The sequence below is a fragment of the Streptomyces sp. NPDC088706 genome (assembly GCF_044752765.1).
Taxonomy (GTDB): Bacteria; Actinomycetota; Actinomycetes; order Streptomycetales; family Streptomycetaceae; genus Streptomyces.
On the sequence record NZ_JBIVLW010000010.1, the window covers coordinates 151,373 to 172,860 of the forward strand.

A 21,488-nucleotide genomic window follows, 5' to 3' on the forward strand; every position below is an offset into this window, starting at 1 on the left:
CCGGCCGGGCGCTCCTAGTCGAGGTAGTCGCGCAGGACCTGCGAGCGCGACGGGTGACGGAGCTTCGACATCGTCTTCGACTCGATCTGACGGATGCGCTCACGCGTCACGCCGTAGACCTTGCCGATCTCGTCCAGCGTCTTCGGCTGGCCGTCGGTGAGGCCGAAGCGCATCGAGACCACGCCGGCCTCACGCTCGGAGAGCGTGTCCAGCACCGAGTGCAGCTGCTCCTGGAGGAGCGTGAAGCTGACCGCGTCCGCCGGGACGACGGCCTCGGAGTCCTCGATCAGGTCGCCGAACTCGCTGTCGCCGTCCTCGCCGAGCGGGGTGTGCAGCGAGATCGGCTCGCGGCCGTACTTCTGGACTTCGATGACCTTCTCCGGGGTCATGTCGAGCTCCTTGGCCAGCTCCTCCGGGGTGGGCTCACGGCCCAGGTCCTGGAGCATCTGGCGCTGGACGCGCGCGAGCTTGTTGATGACCTCGACCATGTGCACCGGGATACGGATGGTGCGGGCCTGGTCGGCCATGGCGCGGGTGATCGCCTGCCGGATCCACCAGGTGGCATACGTGGAGAACTTGTAGCCCTTGGTGTAGTCGAACTTCTCGACCGCGCGGATCAGACCGAGGTTGCCCTCCTGGATCAGGTCCAGGAAGAGCATGCCGCGGCCGGTGTAGCGCTTGGCCAGGGAGACCACCAGGCGGAGGTTGGCCTCCAGGAGGTGGTTCTTGGCGCGCCGGCCGTCCTCAGCGATGATCTCCAGCTCGCGCTTGAGCTTCGGCGCGAGCTTGTCGGCGTTGGCCAGCTTGTCCTCGGCGAAGAGACCGGCCTCGATGCGCTTGGCGAGCTCGACCTCCTGCTCGGCGTTGAGGAGGGGGACCTTGCCGATCTGCTTGAGGTAGTCCTTGACCGGGTCGGCGGTGGCGCCGGCGACGGCGACCTGCTGGGCAGGCGCGTCGTCCTCGTCGTCGTCGGAGAGGACGAAGCCCTTATTCTCGCCCTCGCCCTCCTCCTCCTCGCCCTTGCCGGCCTTGACCTCTTCGACGGCCTCGTCACCGTCGAGCAGCTCGTCGTCCTGCTTGCCGGACTTCTTCGCCGTCGTCTTCTTGGCCGCCGTCTTCTTCACGGCGGTCTTCTTGGCAGCCGTCTTCTTGGCTGCCGCCTTCTTCGCGGGGGCGGCCGCGGCGGCGTCGTCGGCCACCGCGTCCGCGCTCTCGGCCGCCGGGGCGGCGGCCGCGACGGTCCTGGTCACGGTGGTCTTCGCCGCGACAGTCTTGGTGGCGGTGCGCTTGACCGGGCTCTTCGCTGCGACGCTCTTGCGGGCGCGCTTCGGCGACTCCGCGGCACTGACCATCAGCGTCACACCCTCTTCCTCGAGGATCTGGTTGAGGCTGCGCAGAACGTTCTTCCACTGGGTTGGCGGAATCTGGTCAGCCTCGAAGGCCCGACGCACGTCATCGCCGGCGATCTGCCCATCAGCCTTTCCCCGCTCGATGAGCGCCATCACAGACTCGGACTCGGCGATCTCCGGCGGGAGCGTACGGGATGTGCTGGCCGACACGAACAACCTCTCGGAACGATGGAAACGGCTTCCGGCCCCGCCCTGGAGAGGGCTGGAACCGACGACCGTCGACTGGGGATGTCGTCGACGGCGCGGGTTTGGCCTCAGAACTGAACAGCGCGCCCAGGGGCTGCTGTATTCCTTCCGCGGCGGTCACCTCTTAAGTCATCGCACTGCTTCGAGGAGTGTTACGGCCAATCCGCGTGGCCCGAGTCACACCCCATTGGCGACGAACCGTGGCAGGGCGGGCATCCCCGCACAATTGTGCCGCCGGACCCGTGCGGTCCGGCGGCACAGGGCCTGGGCACCCGGCCGTGGACGGGTCAGTGCTCGCGCGGCGCGGGAACCACACGCTCCACGTCGGGGTGGACCACGAGCAGTTGGCGCATGGCCGTCTCGGCCCCCGCGGAGTCACCCGACGCCAGGGCGTCGACGATGCGCGCGTGGTGGGCGAGCGAGGCGTCCCCCGGGCGGTCACAGCCGGTGACCGGGCCACCGGAGACATGCAGGGCGGCCGAGACGATGCCGGAAAGGTGTTCGAGCATCCGGTTGGCCGCGGCCTGGATGAGCAGGGCGTGGAACTCGGCGTCGGCGCGGGAGAAGGTGATCGCGTCCCCCTGCCCCATCGCGTGGCCCATGATCTCCACCATGTCGCCGAGCCGCTGCTGCAGGTCTTCGCGGCCGTGGCCGGCGGCGAGCCGGGCGGCGAGCGGCTCGATCGTCCAGCGGAGCTCGGCCAGCTCACGGCGCTGGTCGTCGCGCTGCGGGCCGAAGGCGCGCCATTCGATGATGTCGGGATCCAGCAGGTTCCAGTCGCTGACCGGGCGGACCCGCGTACCCACATTGGGACGGGCGCTGACAAGCCCCTTGGCTTCGAGGACGCGCAGGGACTCGCGTACGACGGTGCGGGAGACCTCGAAGCGCTGGCCGATCTCCTCGGGAACGAGGGGGCGGTCGGCGCCGAGGTCGCCGGAGACGATCATCTGGCCCAGCTGCTGGACGAGTTGGCCGTGGAGGCCGCGCCCGCGGCTGGCCGCCCCCCGTCGGCTCGCCCGCCCCAACTCGGAATCGGCGCCGCCCCAGGGCCGGCTCGCGGCGCGCTCGCCGGCCGGCGCCTCCGTGTAGGGATAGCGATCGAGTTCGCCCGAGCCGGCCAGGCCGGAATCGGCGGAGCGGGCGGCGGTCATCATGGTGTGCGCAAGGGTACTCACGCATCCTTTGTCGGCGGAGCTCGCCCGCCCCTTGAGGTCTTTGGTGAAAAGCACACGAAAGGGTGATCGGCGCCCACGCCACAATTGACGCCATATGCGAATGAACCCGGCATTTCTCAGGGAGTTACGGTCCCCTCTCCTCGGCGCCGGGCCACAGCGGTCACCAACGGACCTTTCCGCGAAGGCTGGTGAACAGATACGCACAGATCAGGGCCGACAACGACAGGGTGAGTGCGGCACCCACGGGCTGTGCCACCACCCGCGCGACCGCCAGGACCCAGTGGTCCGCCTCCTGCGGCAGCTGCCACCAGGCCAGTTCACGCAGCCGGCCGGGGAGCCCGGTCACCGAACGCGCGGACGGGGCGGCGAACACCTTCTGCACCAGCGGAACCACCAGCACCGGGACAGCCAGTACGGCGGCGATGCCGGCCCCGGCCACCCGGAAGACACCGGCCGCCAGCAGCCCCGCCCAGGCGCAACCTACCGTCAGGCCTGCCCAACTCGCCGCCAGTGCAACGGCATTGACCGGAACGGTGACCAACTCCGGCCCGTAGAAGAGTCGGAGGCTCTGCGCGCCGCAGACGACGGCGAGCAGGGCCAGCAGGAGCGCGAACCCCGCGGTCACCGTCAGCTTGGCCAGCAGCAGGCCGATCCGCCGGGGCACGGTCCCACGGCCCGTGGCGAGCGCCGGGTAGCGGAACTCGTCCCCGAAGGACAGGGCGCCCAGGATGCCCGCGCCCAGGGCGGCGGGAGGCAGCGGCAGCAGCTCGGGCCAGGCGGCGAGCGCGCGCGGCAGGGGGGTGCCGCCGGTGCGGGCCAGCAGCACGGAGAGCGCGACGGAGGTCAGCACCACGGAGGCCATGATCACGGTCGTCGTCCTGACGCCGAGGGAGCGCCGCAGTTCGTACCGGAGCGGGCGCAGCGGCCCGCGTGCCGGACGGGCCCGGATCGGCGGCGGCAGTTCGGACAGGGCGACGGCGGAGGGCCGGCGCGCCGCGTCGTCGCTGCTGGGCGGGGCGGCGGGGCCGGTGTCGCCGATCTCGTCCGCGAGTCGGTGCACCGGGACCCCGTGCCGGAACGCGGTGTCCCCGACCTCCGCGCAGGTGCTGCCGTACACGGTCAGCAGGCCGCCGGCTTCGGGGACCACCTCGACGGATCGCTGTGCGGCCCGTGCCTCCCTGCTGACGACCGCGGCGAGCCGGGCGGCGTGCGGGGTCCGGACGGCGACCCGGGGGCGGAGCCGGGTGCGGGCGAAGTCGGCGACCTCCTGGTCCGCGACGAGGCGGCCGCCGTCGACCGTGACGACGCGATCAGCCGTGCGGGCCGCCTCCTTGGGGTCGGCGGTGGCGTACAGGACCGTGCCGCCCTGCACCGCGTGGGCGCGCAGCAGCCCGTACAACCAGCTGTTCTCCCGTGGTGAGAGCCCCTCGGCGGGTTCGTCCAGGACAAGGGTGTGCGGGTCTCCGAGCAGGGCGGAGGCGAGGCCGAGCCGGCGGTCCATGCCCACCGACAGGGTGCCGAGGCGCTGGTCCCCGAGCCCTGCGAGGCCCACGACTTCGAGCATCTCGTCGGCTCGGGTGGCGGACGTCCCAGCGGCCGCGCAGAGCATTCGGAGCTGACCGCGGGCCGTACGGGAGGGATGCCCCGGTACATCACCGAGCAGCACGCCCACTTCGCGCGCCGGGTGGGCGATGCGGTGCAGCGGCCTGCCACGGAAGTAGGCGACGCCTCGCCCGGAGTCGAGTTCGAGCATCAGGCGTAGGGCCGTGGTCTTGCCCGAGCCGGGGGCGCCCAGCAGGGCGGTGACGCGGCCGGGCGGGGCCTCGAAGGTCAGGTCGTCCACGGCGGGCGGAGCGTCGCGGCGGGGGGTGCTGGTGAGTCCGATGGCCTGGAGCATCGCTTCTCTCGCGTTCTCTCACGGAAGGTGAGACCGCTCGGCGGCAGAGGGGTACCGCAGCAAGATAACGCGACATTTCCGACTTTTGGTGCAGCAATGCGCCCGCGGGTGTTCCGCATTTCAGCGCGGGGAGCCGCCTCGGACTTCCGGAGCGGCCTCGGACTTCCGGAAGCGGCCTCGGACTTCCGGGAGCGGCCTCAGATCTCCGGCCGCAGCATCGGCGGATTGAGCACCGTGGCCGCACCGGCCCGGAACAACTGCGCGGGCCTGCCCCCTTGTCGCGTGGTGGTCCCGCCGGATGGCACCAGGAAACCGGGCGTGCCGGTGACCTTGCGGTGGAAGTTGCGGGGGTCGAGGACCACGCCCCATACCGCCTCGTACACCCGGCGCAGCTCGCCGACCGTGAACTCCGGCGGGCAGAACGCCGTGGCCAGCGAGGAGTATTCGATCTTGGAGCGGGCGCGCTCCACTCCGTCGGCGAGGATCCGCCCGTGGTCGAACGCGAGAGGTGCCGCCCGCTCGCCCTCCCGCCCGCTGCCGGGGCGCTGGAGGTCCTCGACGGGCGCCCAGCGGGCGCTGTTGGCGTCGCCGCCCGCCCGGGGCGCGGGCAGGTCGGGTGCGAGGGCGAGGTGAGCGACGCTGACCACCCGCATCCGGGGGTCCCGCGCCGGGTCACCGTAGGTCGCCAGCTGTTCGAGGTGCGCGCCGTTGCCCGCGGCCGGTTTCGCCGGATCGTGGGCGCACAGTCCCGTCTCCTCGGCCAGCTCCCGCGCAGCCGCGGACGCGAGGTCCTCGTCCGTCCTGACGAAGCCGCCGGGCAGCGCCCACCGGCCCTGGAACGGGGTCTCGCCACGGCGGACGACCAGCGCGCAGAGCGCGTGGCGGCGCACCGTGAGCACGACCAGGTCGACGGTGACGGCGAAGGGCGGGAAGGTCGACGGGTCGTAGGGCGGCATGCCGCGATCATAGTCGTCTGCCTGACGATAAACACTCCCTTCGGTGCTTCGGTGATCAGCGAATGCGCGTGACCGGAGCCGACCGCACGCGTCTAACCGGTCCTCGTCGGGCGGTGCCGTCGGGCGGGTGTCGGCCCACCGGCTGACCGCGCTGCCGGCCCCCATGCCCCCAGCGGCGGAGCCCGGCCCACCGCACACCCGTCCCCCTCACCCTCAACGGCGGAGCCCGGCCCAGCGCACCACCCCTCCCCCTCGCCCTCGCCCTCGCCCTCGCCCTCAACAGCGGAGCCCGGCCCGGCGCGCTGTCGGCCCCACCACCCTCAGCGGCGGATTCCGGTGCCCCGTCGGCCGTAGCGCCGGAGGTCCCGCATCCGGCGGCCGCCCGACGTCCTGGGCCGCGCGGGGCTAGGCACCGGCGTCCTCCCGCCGGTCTGCGTCACCCGGCGGCCGCTCCCCCGCCGCCGCTCCCGGTTCGCCGACGGCCGTACTCGGCGGACATGGAGGGCGGGCCCTCCGGTGGCCCCGGCCTCGCCCGCCGACCCGCCGCCATCGGCGCTCGGGACCGCCCCCTGGGGCGCTTCGCCGTCACCGCGCAGGCAGCGGCGCAACGTCTCCGGGTCCAGCCCCTCGTTGCACGCCCGGTGCAGCAACTGCGCGAAGGTGTACTCCGGATCCGCGCGGAGCGCCATGGCCAGCGCGACCCGTGCGCCGGGCTCGTCGCCGGTGGACCAGGAGACCCAGCCGGCGAGGGTGAGCGGAGCCGCCGCGTGCTCGCCGTACGGTCCGACGCAGCGGCGGGCGAGCGTTCGCCACAGCCTCAGCGCGCGGTGGCCGTCCGGGCCTTCCATCCAGGCGGCGGCCTTGTCACGTGTCTCCCGGTCCTGGAGTCCGAGGATGACGGCGGCGGCCTCGTCATCGCTGATCAGCTGGTCGTCCCCGAAGTCGGAGACGGCTTCCGGAGCGGGTCGCGTCCTGCCGAGGCGGCCCATGAGGGTGTGCGCGAGCGCCAGGGTCTCCTTCGTCACCCCGGCCTTCGCCCGTTCGTCGAGGATGCGGGGAACCAGCGACGGCGCGGCCCGGTCCAGCGCCCGCAGCTGCGCGGAGGCCTCGTCCGGCGTCTGCCAGGGAGCGAGCCGCGCCTCCAGGTCGCGCAGCGTGCCCCGCACCTGGATCCCCGCGTACGCGGCGGCTGCGGCCATCACCGTCGTACCGGGCATGGCCAGGGGTTTTCCGTCGGTCGGGCAGCACCGGCCGTCGGGGCAGCAGTAGGACCAGTAGCGGCCGTCCGAGATGCAGAGCGCTTCGAGCACGGGCACGTCGAGCGCTCCGCACGCCGTGCGCAGGCTCTGGGCGAACGGGCGCAGGCGCTCCATGGTCAAGCGGCCGCTCCCGCCGTCCGGCGAGTCCTGGCAGAGGAAGATCACGATCCCGTCGGGGCGCCCGTCACGGCGCTCGCTCCCCGAGATCAGGCTCTCCGCCAACTGATCGGCGACCGGCCCCCATTCGCCGGGCGCCGGCGGAATTCCGAGCCGGAGCCGACCGCCGAACCGGCCTCGGCCACCGTGCAGGGCCACCATGACGACGCTGTCGTCGGGGTGGAAGCCCATCAGATACGGCAGGGCATCGGCCAGTTCGGCGGGGCCGCGCAGGGTGATCTGCTGACCGTCGGCCGGGCCGGTGGATTCGTGGTGCTTGTTCATGGCTCGACGGTCCCGCGGTCCGCCGGATCCCGCGACCCCTGTGGATAACGTTATCCACAGGCTCGCGCCGGCGTTCGCGGTTTGTGGTCGTGATCGGGTTGCATGGGGGGATGACCAACGCAGACCGTGCAGCACTCAGGGCTTCGGCCGACTCCGTCCTCGCCCGCCTGGTCGGGGATGCCACGGGTGAGGCCCGGTTGCGCGAGGACCAGTGGCTGGCGATCGAAGCCCTGGTCGCCGACAAACGCCGGGCGCTGGTCGTGCAGCGCACCGGGTGGGGCAAGTCCGCGGTCTATTTCGTGGCGACCTCGCTGCTGCGCGCGCAGGGCAGCGGCCCGACCGTGATCGTCTCGCCGCTGCTGGCGCTGATGCGCAACCAGGTCGCGGCGGCCGCGCGGGCGGGGATCAGCGCCCGCACGATCAATTCGTCCAACACGGAGGAGTGGGAGAGCGTCCAGCAGGAGGTGGCGGCCGGTGAGGTCGACGTCCTGCTGGTCAGCCCCGAGCGGCTGAACAACCCCGATTTCCGGGATCAGGTGCTGCCCCGGCTGGCCGCCGCGACAGGCCTCCTGGTGGTCGACGAGGCGCACTGCATCTCCGACTGGGGGCACGACTTCCGGCCGGACTACCGACGGCTGAGGACCATGCTCGCCGATCTGCCCGCCGGTGTGCCGGTGCTGGCCACCACCGCCACGGCGAACGCGCGCGTGACGGCGGACGTCGCGGAACAGCTGGGCACGGGCGCGGGCACGGACGCGCTGGTCCTGCGCGGTCCGCTGGACCGGGAGAGCCTGAGCCTCGGCGTGCTCCGGCTGACCGACGCGGCGCACCGGCTGGCCTGGCTGGGCGACCACCTGGGGGAGCTTCCCGGTTCCGGGATCATCTATACGCTGACGGTCGCGGCGGCCGAGGAGGTCACGGCCTACCTGCGCCAGAACGGTCATCCGGTCACCTCCTACACCGGGCGGACCGAGAACGCGGACCGCCAGCAGGCGGAGGACGACCTGCTGGCCAACCGCGTCAAGGCACTGGTCGCCACCTCCGCGCTGGGCATGGGATTCGACAAACCCGACCTCGGCTTCGTCGTGCACCTGGGCTCACCCTCCTCCCCCATCGCGTACTACCAGCAGGTCGGGCGAGCGGGGCGCGGCGTCGAGCACGCCGAGGTGCTGCTGCTCCCCGGCAAGGAGGACGAGGCGATCTGGCAGTACTTCGCCTCGGTCGCCTTCCCGCCCGAGGAGCAGGTGCGCCGCACCCTGGAGGTCCTGGCCCACTCGGAGCGGCCGCTCTCCCTGCCGGCGCTGGAACCCCTGGTCGACCTTCGGCGGACCCGCCTGGAGACGATGCTCAAGGTGCTGGACGTCGACGGTGCGGTGAAGCGGGTCAAGGGCGGCTGGATCTCCACCGGAGAGCCGTGGGTGTACGACTCCGAGCGCTATGCCTGGGTCGCCCGGCAGCGCGCGGCCGAGCAGCAGGCCATGCGGGACTACGCCACCACGACGGCGTGCCGGATGGAGTTCCTGCGGCTGCGGCTGGACGACGAGCAGGCGACCGCCTGCGGACGCTGTGACAACTGCGCCGGCGCCCGCTTCGACGACAAGGTCTCCACCGCCGCCCTGGACGGCGCCCGCGACGAGCTGGGCCGGCCGGGTGTGGAGGTGGCCCCCCGCAAGATGTGGCCCACCGGGCTGTCCGCGGTCGGCGTCGACCTCAAGGGACGCATCCCCGCCGGTGAACTCTCCTCCACCGGCCGGGCGCTGGGCCGCCTCTCCGACATCGGGTGGGGCAATCGGCTGCGCCCCATGCTGGCGGCGCAGGCACCGGACGCACCGGTGCCGGACGATGTCACGGACGCCGTGGTCACCGTTCTCACGGACTGGGCGAAGGGCCCCGGCGGCTGGGCGTCCGGCGCACCCGACGCCGCTCCCCGGCCGGTCGGTGTGGTCACCGTCGCCTCGCGCCGCCGACCGCGGCTGGTGGGGTCCCTCGGGCAACGCATCGCCGAGATCGGCCGGATGCCGCTGCTCGGGACCGTGACGTACGCGCCGGGCACCGAGGATCTGCCGATGTCGCAGACCAACAGCGCGCAGCGGGTACGGGCCCTGCACGAAGCCCTCGTCGTCGGGCCGGAGCTGGCACAGGCGCTGAAGTCCACCGACGGGCCGGTCCTGCTCGTCGACGACCTGTCCGACACCGGCTGGACGCTGGCCGTCGCCGCGCGGCTGCTGCGGCGGGCCGGAGCTCAGGGGGTGTGTCCGCTGGTCCTCGCGGTTCAGGGGTGAGGGGAGGCGTCGTCCGGACCGGGGCTGGGCAGGGATATCAGTGTCATTCCGGCCGATTCCCGTCAGCCGTGCCAATTGCTCGTTGCCGCCTGCCGATACGCCAGGAAGAATTGGGACCGCTCCCCGCACAGTTCTCGTCGGGCCCGGAAGGGCTGTGCCGCGGCGCGCCCTCACTCGACCCTGCCCGCACCATGGGCGCGTAGCGAAGGGAGGACCATGACCTTCGGATTCGCCCCGTCCGCAGCCACTTCGATCTCGGCGTTCTCGACCCCACCAGGTGGCGCGGACTCCGTCAACCGCCTTGCCCGGATGCTCGAACCCGCCGAGTGGGCCTCGGCGGGCATACCGCTGCTGCGCAGCCCGCGGGAGGTCGTCAGCGGGCTGCACTCGCGGCACCGGCCGACGCCCGCCACGGCCGTGGTCGCGGTCCTCGATCACGAGGAACGGCTCACGGCGAGCGCCTCGTTCACGCGCCGGGACACGGTGGCGGCGGACGGCTGGGACTTCCGTAACGCCCTGCTCGCGCATCTGCGGCGGGTGATTCCGCACGATCTGCGCCGCCGGACCCCGGTGCGGACAGCCGTGCTGCTCTACTGCCGCGACGGCGACGAACGGTGGACCGAGGAGGACGGGGCGTGGATGTGGGGCCTGCGGGACGCGTGCACCCTGCACGGGCTGCGGTGCGGCGCGTACATCACACTGACCGGCGGGGGTTGGCAGGTGCTCGGCGAAGGGCGGGGCGGGCGGCGGCCCAGCTCCCTGTCGGAGCCGGCCCCGCTGGCCGACGCCGTCGCCGAACAGCAGCCCGCTCTGACGCGGACCGGTGGTGGGGCGGCGGAGGCCCTGCGCCGCTCGGCCGCCCGCTGAGCGGACGACGCCGAGCATCCACCCGACCGGAGTCCCGGCCGCCCGCGCGGACGGCCGGGACTCCGGTCGGACGGTTCAGACGCCCGCGCCGAGTGCGGAGTTGATCGTCTGCGGGTCTCCGCAGACGATCAGCAGCACGTCGGCACGGTCACGCGCGAGGGGCAGCGCACGGGCGACGGTGCCATCAATGTCGCCGTTGACCGCCACGACGACCACCGGCCGGGGCTTGGCCCGGTCGACGGCGGAGGCGTCCGCGAAGAAGACGTCGTCGCCCGCGTCCTGCTGGGCCCAATAGGCGGCTTCGCCGAAGGACAGCTCGTGGGTGGCCCACGGGTGCTGCTCCCCGGTGGTGAGCACCAGGATGTCGCCGGGTGCGCGGCCGGAGTCCAGCAGCAGGTCGACCGCCTCCTCGGCCGCGTCGAGGGCTCCCCCGGCCGGGGCCGGGATCAGCTGGAGCTGCGGCACGGAACGATTCTCCGGGCGGCTCGCAACGCCCTTGGGCGCGGCGGGCGCGGGTCCCGGTGCGGGATGTGCGCGCTGTGCCGGAGGCTTGGGGCGCGCGGGGCCGGGGATCGGACGGCCGGGACGCGGTGTGGCCGCGGAACGCGGGCCGGGTACGGGACGGGGGGTCGGCGCGGTACGGCCGGCGGCCGGAGCTACGCGGGGACCCTGGGCACTCTCGTGAATCTGGGGCTCCTGGGGAAGAGAGACAGGAAGGTGGTCTGTCGTGGGCCGACGTGGTGGGTCGGCGTCGCTGGAGGGGCGCCTGCGCGCGGTCAGAATTCGAAGCCGAGCTGGCCCCCGCTTTCGAGTGCGGCCGCATCGGCGGAGAACCGGACCTTCTTCAGGTGCTGCCACCTGGGCAGCGCGTCCAGGTAGGCCCAGGAGAGGCGGTGGTGGGGCGTGGGCCCCCGCTCCTCCAGTGCGGCCCGGTGCACGGGCGAGGGATATCCCGCGTTGGCACCGAAGGCGAAGTCTGTGTACTGCTCGGACTCCCCGCCCAGTTCGGCCATCATCCGGTCGCGGTGCACCTTGGCGATGACCGAGGCGGCCGCCACCGCGATGCAGGACTGGTCCCCCTTGATGACCGTACGGACCTTCCAGGGGACGCCCAGGTAGTCGTGCTTGCCGTCGAGTATCACCGCGTCGGGCCGCACCGGCAGCCCTTCCAGGGCGCGTACGGCGGCGAGCCGGAGCGCGGCGGTCATGCCGAGGTCGTCGATCTCCTGCGCAGTGGCGTGACCCAGGGCATGGGCGGTGACCCAGCTCTCCAGCAGAGGCGCGAGCTCGGCACGCCGCCGGGGCGTCAACAGCTTGGAATCGGTGAGGCCTTCGGGCGGCCGGCGCAGACCGGTGACCGCAGCACACACGGTGACGGGCCCGGCCCACGCCCCGCGTCCGACCTCGTCGACACCGGCAACGGTCCTGGCACCGGTGGTAGCGCGAAGCGAGCGCTCGACGGTGTGCGTGGGTGGTTCGTACGGCATGGCGCCAGCCAGCGTACGCCGAGAGCGACGGCAGCAACACCCCGGGGCACCGTGCAGACCGAGATTCGGCCGACGGACCCGGGACGGGTCACGGGATCCGGCCGACGGAACCCGACACGGAGACCGGACTCCGGCCGGCGGCCTGGGACGGGCGGCGGGATCCGGCCGGCGGAGCCCGGGACCGGGGCAGGGGGCCGGCGTGGGATCAGTACGGGTCGTACTCGTCGTGGTCCTGCTCGTAGCCGTCCCGCTCGCCCTCCCGTACGCCGTCCGTACCCAGCCCGTAGCAGGGGCGGCGGTCGGTGGTCGCGGGGCGCTTGCGGAGGATCTCCTCGGCCCGCGCCTCGCCCCGGCTGGTGGCGTACCAGGGGGAGTCGGAGGTCCACAGTTCCCGCTGGATGACCCGCAGGGCACAGGAGCGCTGGGGTTCCGGCAGCTTGTCCAGGGCCGGTACGGCGTCGGCGGAGAGGTCCTTGAGGTAGTCGAGGTCGATGGAGCCGCCGTCGGTGGAGTCGCGGTCGGCGAAGCGCCGGACGTTCTGCTCGGCCACCACCGCGTCCGGCGAGATCAGCCCGAAGGCCAGTACGGCGGCCGCGGCGCTGACGGCGATCGCGCGGGGCAGGAACCTGGCGCCGAAGACCCCGGCGGCCAGGATCAGGACGAGCACCACGCCGAGCCAGAGTTCCATCGCGGCCACGGAGATCCGGAGCCGGGTCAACCCGTACTCCTCGACGTACAGGTCCATGCGGCGCAGCGCCGAGGCGACGACCACGAGGGTGAGCACGCAGAGGGTGCCGAGCACCGCGCGTACCAGCGTCCGGTCCCGGCTGCCGCCGCGCGGCGCCCAGCGCAGGGCCAGGGCGATCACGAGGAGCGTGAGCAGGGTGGCCCAGAGCAGCTGCCAGAAGCCCTGGCGGGCGTACTCGGCGTGGTCGAGCCCGGTCTCCGCGCGCACCTTGTCGTAGCCGCCGAGGAGGACGACGAGCTGAAGGGCGATGAACGCGGCGAAGAGCAGGTCGAGGACGATGAGCGGAAGGGCCCACTCCGTACGTCCCCGGGGCTTGCCCCGCTTCACGGTGAGCCCGTCCCAGCGCACCGGTGCGGCAGCGGTACGGGCGGCGGCCAGCGCGCCCACGAGCCCCACCACGAACAGGAACGTCCGCAACGGGCCGTCGACGATCGACACATCGGGGGTGAGCCGGCCCAGCAGGTCGGCGAAGGCGGCATCCGCGCTGGCGAAGAGCGCTCCGAACACCACCAGGAGCCCGAGGGCGACAGCCGTGGTACGGACGGCGGTGCCCCAGCGTCCCCGGGAGCCGTCGGCCCTCTCCCGCACCCCGCGCCAGCCCCACCGGATGCCCGGCACGATCGAGTCCAGGGTGCCCACGGAACCGATCAGGACGCCGAGCCAGGTCCGGCTGCCGTGCAGCGCGAGCGAGCCCAGCGCGAAGGCCGACACGACGGCCAGGAAGGTCGGCCAGCCCGCGTCGCGGAGCGCCGGCACCGCGAGCAGGGCGAGGCCGCCGACGGCCCAGGTGGCGGTCCAGGGCCGCAGCCGGCGACCCGCCCCCCGCGCCGCCGACGCGGCGGCCAGAGCGGCGGGCAACGCGACGATCAGGAGGTTCACACCGAGGCCGTCGCCGAGCAGGAACGCGCTGATTACGCCGGTGGCCAGGACCGACCAGAGGACGGCGGACCGGATCGACGTCGGTGCGGCCGGACGGAGCTTGGCCGTCGCACCGGGGCTCTTGACGGGCGGTTGCCAGGGCCGGCCGGGCTGCCAGGGCTGCTGCGCCCCCTGGGCCCGTTGCCGCTGGGCGTGGAGGTACGCGGGGATGGCCGGCGGCTGGGTGCCCTGGGCCGTGTAGGGGCCGGGCTGCGGGGCCGATGGCAGGGGGGCGGCCGGGGCGGCCGTCTCCGTCACCGAGGACGCCTGCGTCCGGGACGGCGCTGGCGGAGACGGCTGGTGCGCAGACGGCGATCGCGGGGTCGACGACTGCGGGGTCGACGACTGCGGAGTGGGCGAGCCGTCGGCCGGTGGGCCTGTCGGCGCGGACGACTCGGGCGGCTCGGACGTTCGTTCGGACATGGGACCCCTCCCCCACCGGGCACCCGCGCACGGCCTCGGGCGGCGCGTGGTCCCGGCATCTCATTCGGCGCGCGCCGCCGGAGGTCGACCGTGAAGATCGAACAGAGGCGGTGTGGCCGAAAGAGTAATCCTCGATCGGTGTTCGTGAACACTCAGAGTGAGGCCTGTGGCAGGACCGTGACAGTCGTCCCGGCGGAGGTCAGGGGTGCGCCGGGACCAGCCAGCCGGGAGGTTCCTCCGTCTGTGCCAGCCATGCGGCGGGCGGCGCCCCGGCCGTACCGGCGGCGACGACTCCGCCGACGATGGCACAGGTCGTGTCGACGTCGCCGCCCGCCTGGGCGGTCAGCCAGAAGGCCTCCTCGAAGTCGCCGAGGCTCCTGGCCGCCGACCAGAGGGCGAATGGCACGGTGTCGTGGGCGCTGGTCCGGCGGCCGTTGCCGAGGACCGCGGCGACCGTCCCGGCGTCCTGGTAGTCGAGCATGTCCCGGGCCCTGCGCAGCCCGGCGCCGACGGCGCTGCGGGGCACGAGCGCGATGACGCCGTCGAGGAGCTCCTCGGGCTTCGGCGGCCCGTCCGGGGCAGCGGCGAGCGAGGCGGCCGCCGCGACGGCCATGGCGCCGACGACGGCCTCACGGTGCTGGTGCGTGGTGTACGAGGAGATCTCGGCCTGATGGGTGGCCTGCTCCGGGTCGTCCGCGTACCAGGCACCGAGCGGGGCGATCCGCATGGCCGAACCGTTGCCCCACGACCCCTGCCCCTTGAAGAGCGCCGATGCCAGCTCGCGCCAGTCGCCGCCCTCCCGCACGAGCCGGAGCAGCCGGTTCACGGCGGGCCCGTAACCCCGGTCGAAGTCGTGGTGCTCGGCGAAGGAGCGGGCGAGCGCGTCCTGGTCGACGCGGCCGTGGGCGGCGAGCACGGCCAGGACCGAGGAGGCCATCTCGGTGTCGTCGGTCCACTGCCAGGGGCCAGGTGGCAGGACGCGCCGTTTGAGCAGCGGGTAGTTGACCGGGACGAAGAACTGGGAGCCCAGGGCGTCTCCCACGGACAGGCCGCGCAGGCTGGCCAGGGCGCGTTCGAAGCGCCGCTCGGAGGCAGAATCATCGGTCATCGCCCTGCCACTCTATCCGGTGACGCCGTACGACTCAGGGGTGCGCCAGCGCTGAAAGGGCCGGTCGAGGGTGTAGCGGCCGTTCTCGCCGAGGAGCAGGGTCCTAGTCTCGGCGTTGCCGGGGTTGGAGAGCGATTCGAACTCGGCCACCGACCAGTGGAACCAGCGCATGCAGAACAGCCGCATCGTCAGCCCGTGGGTGACCAGCAGGACGTTCTCGGGGTGGCCGGGGTCCTCGAAGCTGCGGTGCAGGCTCTCCAGGAACGCGCCCACCCGGTCGTACACGTCCGCGCCGGACTCCCCCTGGGCGAAGCGGTAGAAGAAGTGCCCGTACGCGTCCCGACAGGCCTTCTGGAGCCGTACGTCATCCCGGTCCTGCCAGTTGCCCCAGTCCTGCTCTCGCAGCCGGGGCTCCTCGCGGACCCGGACCCGGGCGGGGTCGAGGCCGAAGGCCCGGAACGTCTCGTGGGTCCGCCGGTAGGGGGAGATATAGGCGCTCACCTGTTCGTCGCCGAACTGCTCGCGCAGGAGCGCCCCGGTCTCCCGGGCCTGCCGCAGGCCCGTCGCGGTGAGCCGGAGCGCGTGGTCGGGCTCCCGCTCGTACACCGTGTCGTCGGCGTTGCCCTCGGACTCACCGTGCCGGACGAGGACTATGCGCTGCGGTCGTGCCATGCACCGACCCTAGGCGGTGTGCGGCCATTCCGCGTGCCCCATGGAGTGCGGGTGATCCATAGGGACCTCGCGGTGTCCGCGGAGACCTCGCGGGAGGCGCACCGGGCGGTGTCAGACCGTCCAGGAGGGTTCCAGGTCGACGACGTCTCCGGTCAGCGCGGCCACGTCCGTCTCGGTCTGCGCGCGGGCCGCCAGCCGCTGGGCACCGTCGGCGCGGTACTTGCCCCGCTCGGCGCTCGACTTCCACATGGAGAGCACCAGGAACTCATGGCCGGGCGCCTCTCCGAAGACCCCGCGCAGCATCCCGGGGGAACCGGCCATCGCCGGGTTCCACACCTGCTTCTGCATCAGCACGAAGTGCTCCTCCCGGTCCTCGTGGACGCTGCTGTGCGCGACCCTGACGACATCCGCTTCCGTGAAGTCGGGTTCGAAGCCCGTCTTCACGTCGAAGCGGCGCTCGAAGAGCATGACCTGCATGTCGCGGAAGGTGCCCGCCTGCCCGGTCGCCGGGCGGTCGTGGCCGCGGGCCATGAAGGAGTCGTAGAAGACGCGGTTGTCCCAGAACGCGAAGACATGGGCGACATCGGGGCGTGTTCGGCTCCACCCGCCGCTCTGCCCCCTGAACCCCGGCTCGCCGAGCAGCCCCGCCCACTTCCGCTGCCCCTGCTCGAAACCATGACGGTCCACCACGGAACAGCGAATCCACTTCACCAGCACCGCGCCATCGTACGGCGCGGAACATGGCAGGGGTCACGGCCGTGCGCGGACCGCCCGAACCGGACGTTCCGCTCGCCCGATGACCACCGTGGCGACGCCGCCCGCCCACCGTGGGCGCCTGGCCCGAATCCGTCGTCCGCCCCGGGGGCAGTTGGCGGCGCGGCCCGTTCCGTACATGATCGGGTGATGAGAACGGTCCATGGACCGTCGGCCAGGAGGGGAAGTCCGGTGAGCACTCCGAACAAGGACATCGAGAAGGTCGAAGTACGCGTCAAATGGGACCCCAGCCCGCACGGTGACCCGGCCAACGACCTCGACATCATCGCGGCGACCTACCCGGCGGACGCACCGTACGGCCGCCCCTCCTACCTGGTGCATTTCGACAGCCGCTCGCCGGACGGCACCATCACGCTGAACCGGGACAGCAGGACCGGCCAGGGGTTCGGCTTCGACGAGGTCATGACCATCGAGCTGGACCGGCTGGCGGACACCTACGGCAGGGTGGTGGTCGGCGTCGCCATCCAGCAGCGCGAGGGCCGCAAGACCTTCGGCCAGGTCGGCAGCACCGCGGTGCAGATACGCGAGGGCTACACGAACCTGCTGGAAGACGACTTCACGCGCGTCGCCCGGTCGACGGCGGCGGTCGTCGCGGAGTTCTCCCGTACCGGCTCGGGGCTGTGGGTGTTCCGCGCCGACGTACGCGGCTTCGACGCCGATCCCGACACGTTCGCCGCGGTGATGGGCGACCGCGACTCCGGGGCCTGACCGGTACCGGCCAGTTCCGGCCAATGCCTGTGCCAGGAGAGGGCGGCCGCTTCCCTTCCCGGCCGATGTCCGACCGTCGGGCCCGGCAGCAGCGCAGCATCGCCGACCCGGCAGGGCAGCCTCTCCGAACGACAGGGGCGGCTGCGGACGCCGGAGAGGGTGCCGGCCCGTGGCCGGCACCCTCTCCTCAGTGCTCAGACTCAGCTGCAACCGCTGGTCGAGCCGCAGCAGTGCTCAGACTCAGCTGCAACCGCTGGTCGAGCCGCAGCCCTCGCAGATGTAGCAGGAGCCGGCCCGCTGCATCTTCGTTCCGCAGGAGAAGCAGAGCGGGGCGTCCGCGCTGATACCGAGCTGCATCTCGACCAGCTCGGCCGAGGTGTGGGCGGTCGCCGGAGCCGGCTTCTCGGCTGACTCGCGGGGAGCCGCCACCGCCTTCAGGGGCTCGGGCTGCACCGGGGCCGACTGGGCCAGGCTCTCGGAGTCCACACCGTCCGCCTCGAAGGACGGCTCGTACGACCCGGTGTCGAGGTGGCGCTGACGCTCATCGGCGGAGTGGATGCCGAGGGCGGAGCGGGTCTCGAAGGGCAGGAAGTCGAGCGCCAGGCGGCGGAAGATGTAGTCGACGATCGACTGCGCCATCCGCACGTCCGGGTCGTCCGTCATACCGGCCGGCTCGAAGCGCATGTTCGTGAACTTCGAGACGTACGTCTCCAGCGGGACGCCGTACTGCAGACCGACCGAGACGGCGATGGAGAAGGCGTCCATCATGCCCGCGAGGGTCGAACCCTGCTTGGACATCTTCAGGAAGACCTCACCGAGACCGTCGTCCGGGTAGGAGTTGGCGGTCATGTAGCCCTCGGCGCCGCCCACGGTGAAGGAGGTGGTGATGCCGGGACGGCCCTTGGGCAGACGCTTGCGGACCGGGCGGTACTCGATGACCTTCTCGACCGCCGTACGGATGGTCTCCTCGGCCTTCGCGGTGACCTCTTCCTTCTTCTTGTCCTTGGTCTTGGCGGAGAGGGGCTGGCCGACCTTGCAGTTGTCGCGGTAGATCGCGAGCGCCTTGACGCCCAGCTTCCACGCCTCGAAGTAGACCTCTTCGACGTCCTCAACGGTGGCGCTCTCGGGCAGGTTCACCGTCTTGGAGAGCGCACCGGAGATCCACGGCTGGATGGCCGCCATCATCCGGACGTGGCCCATCGCGGAGATGGAACGCTCGCCCATCGCGCAGTCGAAGACCTCGTAGTGCTCGGTCTTCAGGCCCGGGGCGTCGATCACGTTGCCGTGGTCGGCGATGTGGGCGACGATCGCCTCGATCTGCTCCGGCTGGTAGCCCATGCGGCGCAGGGCCTGCGGCACCGTGCCGTTGACGATCTGCATCGAGCCGCCGCCGACCAGCTTCTTGAACTTGACCAGCGCGAGGTCGGGCTCCAGGCCCGTGGTGTCGCAGGACATCGCGAGACCGATGGTGCCGGTGGGCGCGATGACCGAGGCCTGCGCGTTGCGGAAACCGTTCTTCGCTCCGAGCCGGATCACGTCCTGCCAGGCCTCCGTCGCCGCCGCCCAGACAGGGGCGTCCAGGTCGTCGGTGCGGACGGCCGTGGCGTTGGCGTCGGCGTGCTGCTTCATGACGCGCTGGTGCGGCTCGGCGTTGCGGGCGTAGCCGTCGTACGGGCCGACGACCGCGGCGAGCTCGGCGGAGCGCTTGTACGAGGTGCTGGTCATCAGCGAGGTGATGGCGCCCGCCAGGGCGCGGCCGCCGTCGCTGTCGTACGCGTGGCCGGTCGCCATCAGGAGGGCGCCGAGGTTGGCGTAGCCGATGCCCAGCTGGCGGTAGGCGCGGGTGTTCTCGCCGATCTTCTGCGTGGGGAAGTCCGCGAAGCAGATCGAGATGTCCATCGCCGTGATGACCAGCTCGACGACCTTGGAGAAGCGCTCGGACTCGAAGGACTGGTTGCCCAGGCCGTCGTCCTTGAGGAACTTCATCAGGTTGAGCGAGGCGAGGTTGCACGAGGTGTTGTCCAGGTGCATGTACTCGCTGCACGGGTTCGAGCCGTTGATCCGGCCGGACTCCGGGCAGGTGTGCCAGGCGTTGATGGTGTCGTCGTACTGGATGCCGGGGTCGGCGCAGGCCCAGGCGGCCTCGGCCATCTTGCGGAAGAGGGACTTGGCCTCGACCTCCTCGATGACGTCGCCGGTCATCCGGGCGCGCAGCCCGAACTTGCCGCCCGCCTCCACGGCCTTCATGAACTCGTCGTTCACGCGGACCGAGTTGTTGGCGTTCTGGTACTGGACGGACGTGATGTCGTCGCCGCCGAGGTCCATGTCGAAGCCCGCGTCTCGCAGGGCGCGGATCTTCTCCTCCTCCTTCACCTTGGTCTCGATGAAGGCCTCGATGTCGGGGTGGTCGACGTCGAGGATGACCATCTTCGCCGCACGGCGGGTGGCGCCACCGGACTTGATCGTTCCGGCGGACGCGTCGGCGCCGCGCATGAACGAGACCGGGCCGGAGGCGTTGCCGCCCGAGGAGAGGAGCTCCTTGGAGGAGCGGATACGGGAGAGGTTGAGGCCGGCGCCGGAGCCGCCCTTGAAGATCATGCCCTCTTCCTTGTACCAGTCGAGGATCGACTCCATGGAGTCGTCGACGGCCAGGATGAAGCAGGCGGAGACCTGCTGCGGCTGGGGCGTGCCGACGTTGAACCAGACCGGGGAGTTGAAACTGAAGACCTGGTGCAGAAGGGCGTACGCCAGCTCGTGCTCGAAGATCTCGGCGTCCGCGGGAGAGGCGAAGTAGCTGTTCTCCTCGCCGGCCTTCCGGTATGTCTTCACGATCCGGTCGATCAGCTGCTTCAGACCGGTCTCGCGCTGCGGCGTGCCGACAGCGCCGCGGAAGTACTTGCTGGTGACGATGTTGACCGCGTTCACCGACCAGAAGTCGGGGAACTCGACGCCACGCTGCTCGAAGTTGATCGAGCCGTCGCGCCAATTGGTCATGACGACGTCACGGCGCTCCCACGTGACCTCGTCGTACGGATGCACGCCGGGGGTGGTGTGGATGCGCTCGATGCGCAGACCCTTGCTCGCCTTGGTGCCCTTGGTGCGGGAACCTCGTGCCGGGCCGCTCGCCGTCTCTGTCATGCCGCCTCCCATATATGGGCAAAAACGCCCTGAAGTGCCCAGTTCTTCCCAGGCACAGTGTTGTGTCCGTCGTCCCGCGGGCCGCCTCGGTCCACGGGAACAGGTCTTGAATCGCCCGGTCGCCGGCCGGCGGACATGCTGCCGGACGGTGACGGGCCGGTACCGCTCAGTCGGCGGCGATGGCGGGGGCGGGGACCTCGGGGGTCTCTCCGCTCCCGCGCTCCTCAGCGGTGGGCCGCTGCCCGCGCAGCTCCACGATGGCGGCCTCGAAGTCTTCCAAAGAATCGAACGCCCGGTAGACGGACGCGAAGCGCAGGTACGCGACGAGGTCGAGCTCCTGCAGCGGACCGAGTATGGCCAGGCCCACGTCGTGGGTGGTCAGCTCGGCACTGCCGGTGGCACGCACCGCCTCCTCGACCCGCTGGCCGAGTTTGGCGAGGGCGTCCTCCGTGACGGGCCGGCCCTGGCATGCCTTGCGGACGCCGGAGATGACCTTGGTGCGACTGAAGGGCTCGGTCACGCCGCTGCGCTTGACGACCATCAGCGAGCAGGTCTCCACCGTGGTGAAACGGCGGGAGCAGTCGGGGCACTGGCGGCGGCGGCGGATCGACGTCCCGTCGTCGGTGGTGCGACTGTCGACGACCCGGCTGTCGGGGTGCCTGCAGAAGGGGCAGTGCATGGCTCCCAACCCTCCTTCACAGCGCGACTGAATAGCCTCCCCGTCCGGACCTTGCGGGCCCCTGGGAGGCAGTCCCCAGCATAGGCGATGACCCCGGACCGGTTGCACCCAGGACCACAACTTCTGGGCGGCCGGGACGATCCAACCACTAGATCTAGGGTTGAGTCGCAATTTCGGCCGGACCGCGTGTCGTGCCCCTGTGATGCCTGGCGGGAGCGTGGGCCAGGCACGAGGGTACGGGAATCGCGGATTCCGCGAGCCGCCGGGGCTCCGGGGTGCGCAGGCGGATGAAAGACTGGGCCCGGGCCGGCGGGGGATCCCGCGGATACCCCGTACGCGCCTTCCGCCGCGTGCTCCTACA

Annotated in this window: 16 protein-coding genes; 3 read left to right on the forward strand and 13 right to left on the reverse strand. The window is 71.8% G+C overall.

The window, feature by feature from the left end; genetic code table 11:
* Positions 1 to 14: 14 nt before the first annotated feature.
* The 5 genes from ACIQAK_RS22585 to ACIQAK_RS22605 all read right to left on the reverse strand — a co-directional run bounded on the left by ACIQAK_RS22585 (position 15) and on the right by ACIQAK_RS22605 (position 7,323).
* The gene (locus tag ACIQAK_RS22585) at positions 15 to 1,559 is read right to left on the reverse strand and encodes an RNA polymerase sigma factor (protein ID WP_366390692.1); all 1,545 of its coding nucleotides are present in this window, start codon (positions 1,557 to 1,559) and stop codon (positions 15 to 17) included.
* Between the two features lie 323 nt (positions 1,560 to 1,882).
* Positions 1,883 to 2,770: a FadR/GntR family transcriptional regulator gene (locus tag ACIQAK_RS22590; protein ID WP_366390693.1), complete on the reverse strand. Its 888-nt coding sequence runs from the start codon at positions 2,768 to 2,770 to the stop codon at positions 1,883 to 1,885.
* Positions 2,771 to 2,930: 160 nt separating this feature from the next.
* Positions 2,931 to 4,667 (reverse strand): ATP-binding cassette domain-containing protein, encoded by a 1,737-nt coding sequence (locus ACIQAK_RS22595; RefSeq protein WP_366390694.1) that lies wholly within the window; start codon positions 4,665 to 4,667, stop codon positions 2,931 to 2,933.
* Between the two features lie 197 nt (positions 4,668 to 4,864).
* Positions 4,865 to 5,623 (reverse strand): NUDIX domain-containing protein, encoded by a 759-nt coding sequence (locus ACIQAK_RS22600; RefSeq protein ID WP_366390695.1) that lies wholly within the window; start codon positions 5,621 to 5,623, stop codon positions 4,865 to 4,867.
* A gap of 320 nt (positions 5,624 to 5,943) precedes the next feature.
* Positions 5,944 to 7,323 carry a DUF4192 domain-containing protein gene (locus tag ACIQAK_RS22605; RefSeq protein ID WP_366390696.1) on the reverse strand — a complete coding sequence of 460 codons (1,380 nt, stop codon included), beginning with the start codon at positions 7,321 to 7,323 and terminating at the stop codon, positions 5,944 to 5,946.
* Between the two features lie 110 nt (positions 7,324 to 7,433).
* Here ACIQAK_RS22605 and ACIQAK_RS22610 point away from each other — a divergent pair, with 110 nt between their 5' ends.
* Together ACIQAK_RS22610 and ACIQAK_RS22615 are read left to right on the forward strand one after the other, a co-directional pair.
* The gene (locus ACIQAK_RS22610; RefSeq protein ID WP_366390697.1) at positions 7,434 to 9,605 is read left to right on the forward strand and encodes a RecQ family ATP-dependent DNA helicase; all 2,172 of its coding nucleotides are present in this window, start codon (positions 7,434 to 7,436) and stop codon (positions 9,603 to 9,605) included.
* A 216-nt stretch (positions 9,606 to 9,821) separates the two neighbouring features.
* Entirely contained in the window at positions 9,822 to 10,472 is a 651-nt protein-coding gene (locus ACIQAK_RS22615) for a hypothetical protein (protein WP_366390698.1), read from the forward strand.
* Between the two features lie 75 nt (positions 10,473 to 10,547).
* On the opposite strand, the gene ACIQAK_RS22620 is transcribed toward ACIQAK_RS22615, so the two are convergent.
* The 6 genes from ACIQAK_RS22620 to ACIQAK_RS22645 all read right to left on the reverse strand — a co-directional run bounded on the left by ACIQAK_RS22620 (position 10,548) and on the right by ACIQAK_RS22645 (position 16,545).
* Positions 10,548 to 11,159 (reverse strand): hypothetical protein, encoded by a 612-nt coding sequence (locus ACIQAK_RS22620; RefSeq protein WP_366390754.1) that lies wholly within the window; start codon positions 11,157 to 11,159, stop codon positions 10,548 to 10,550.
* Positions 11,160 to 11,248: 89 nt separating this feature from the next.
* The gene (locus tag ACIQAK_RS22625; protein WP_366390699.1) at positions 11,249 to 11,959 is read right to left on the reverse strand and encodes a ribonuclease HII; all 711 of its coding nucleotides are present in this window, start codon (positions 11,957 to 11,959) and stop codon (positions 11,249 to 11,251) included.
* 205 nt (positions 11,960 to 12,164) lie between these two features.
* Positions 12,165 to 14,048 carry a DUF4153 domain-containing protein gene (locus ACIQAK_RS22630; protein ID WP_366390700.1) on the reverse strand — a complete coding sequence of 628 codons (1,884 nt, stop codon included), beginning with the start codon at positions 14,046 to 14,048 and terminating at the stop codon, positions 12,165 to 12,167.
* A gap of 199 nt (positions 14,049 to 14,247) precedes the next feature.
* Positions 14,248 to 15,156, reverse strand: coding sequence for an ADP-ribosylglycohydrolase family protein (locus ACIQAK_RS22635; protein WP_366390701.1), 909 nt, complete (start codon positions 15,154 to 15,156; stop codon positions 14,248 to 14,250).
* A gap of 12 nt (positions 15,157 to 15,168) precedes the next feature.
* Entirely contained in the window at positions 15,169 to 15,828 is a 660-nt protein-coding gene (locus tag ACIQAK_RS22640; protein WP_366390702.1) for a histidine phosphatase family protein, read from the reverse strand.
* Between the two features lie 111 nt (positions 15,829 to 15,939).
* Positions 15,940 to 16,545: a YdbC family protein gene (locus ACIQAK_RS22645; protein ID WP_366390703.1), complete on the reverse strand. Its 606-nt coding sequence runs from the start codon at positions 16,543 to 16,545 to the stop codon at positions 15,940 to 15,942.
* A gap of 228 nt (positions 16,546 to 16,773) precedes the next feature.
* Between ACIQAK_RS22645 and ACIQAK_RS22650 the strand changes: the two genes are divergently transcribed.
* Positions 16,774 to 17,310: a TerD family protein gene (locus ACIQAK_RS22650; protein WP_366390704.1), complete on the forward strand. Its 537-nt coding sequence runs from the start codon at positions 16,774 to 16,776 to the stop codon at positions 17,308 to 17,310.
* A gap of 240 nt (positions 17,311 to 17,550) precedes the next feature.
* Here the strand turns inward: ACIQAK_RS22650 and ACIQAK_RS22655 are convergent, their stop codons facing one another.
* Together ACIQAK_RS22655 and nrdR are read right to left on the reverse strand one after the other, a co-directional pair.
* Positions 17,551 to 20,448 carry a vitamin B12-dependent ribonucleotide reductase gene (locus ACIQAK_RS22655; protein ID WP_366390705.1) on the reverse strand — a complete coding sequence of 966 codons (2,898 nt, stop codon included), beginning with the start codon at positions 20,446 to 20,448 and terminating at the stop codon, positions 17,551 to 17,553.
* Between the two features lie 166 nt (positions 20,449 to 20,614).
* Positions 20,615 to 21,127 carry a transcriptional regulator NrdR gene (gene nrdR / locus ACIQAK_RS22660; RefSeq protein ID WP_366390706.1) on the reverse strand — a complete coding sequence of 171 codons (513 nt, stop codon included), beginning with the start codon at positions 21,125 to 21,127 and terminating at the stop codon, positions 20,615 to 20,617.
* Positions 21,128 to 21,488 lie beyond the last annotated feature (361 nt).

Excerpts from the sequence above, each read along its gene's own strand:
- ACIQAK_RS22595 (WP_366390694.1), bottom strand. The coding sequence starts at position 4,667 with ATGCTCCAGGCCATCGGACTCACCAGCACCCCCCGCCGCGACGCTCCG.
- ACIQAK_RS22600 (WP_366390695.1), bottom strand. The coding sequence starts at position 5,623 with ATGCCGCCCTACGACCCGTCGACCTTCCCGCCCTTCGCCGTCACCGTC.
- ACIQAK_RS22605 (WP_366390696.1), bottom strand. The coding sequence starts at position 7,323 with ATGAACAAGCACCACGAATCCACCGGCCCGGCCGACGGTCAGCAGATC.
- ACIQAK_RS22610 (WP_366390697.1), top strand. The coding sequence starts at position 7,434 with ATGACCAACGCAGACCGTGCAGCACTCAGGGCTTCGGCCGACTCCGTC.
- ACIQAK_RS22615 (WP_366390698.1), top strand. The coding sequence starts at position 9,822 with ATGACCTTCGGATTCGCCCCGTCCGCAGCCACTTCGATCTCGGCGTTC.
- ACIQAK_RS22625 (WP_366390699.1), bottom strand. The coding sequence starts at position 11,959 with ATGCCGTACGAACCACCCACGCACACCGTCGAGCGCTCGCTTCGCGCT.
- ACIQAK_RS22630 (WP_366390700.1), bottom strand. The coding sequence starts at position 14,048 with ATGTCCGAACGAACGTCCGAGCCGCCCGAGTCGTCCGCGCCGACAGGC.
- ACIQAK_RS22635 (WP_366390701.1), bottom strand. The coding sequence starts at position 15,156 with ATGACCGATGATTCTGCCTCCGAGCGGCGCTTCGAACGCGCCCTGGCC.
- ACIQAK_RS22640 (WP_366390702.1), bottom strand. The coding sequence starts at position 15,828 with ATGGCACGACCGCAGCGCATAGTCCTCGTCCGGCACGGTGAGTCCGAG.
- ACIQAK_RS22655 (WP_366390705.1), bottom strand. The coding sequence starts at position 20,448 with ATGACAGAGACGGCGAGCGGCCCGGCACGAGGTTCCCGCACCAAGGGC.
- nrdR (WP_366390706.1), bottom strand. The coding sequence starts at position 21,127 with ATGCACTGCCCCTTCTGCAGGCACCCCGACAGCCGGGTCGTCGACAGT.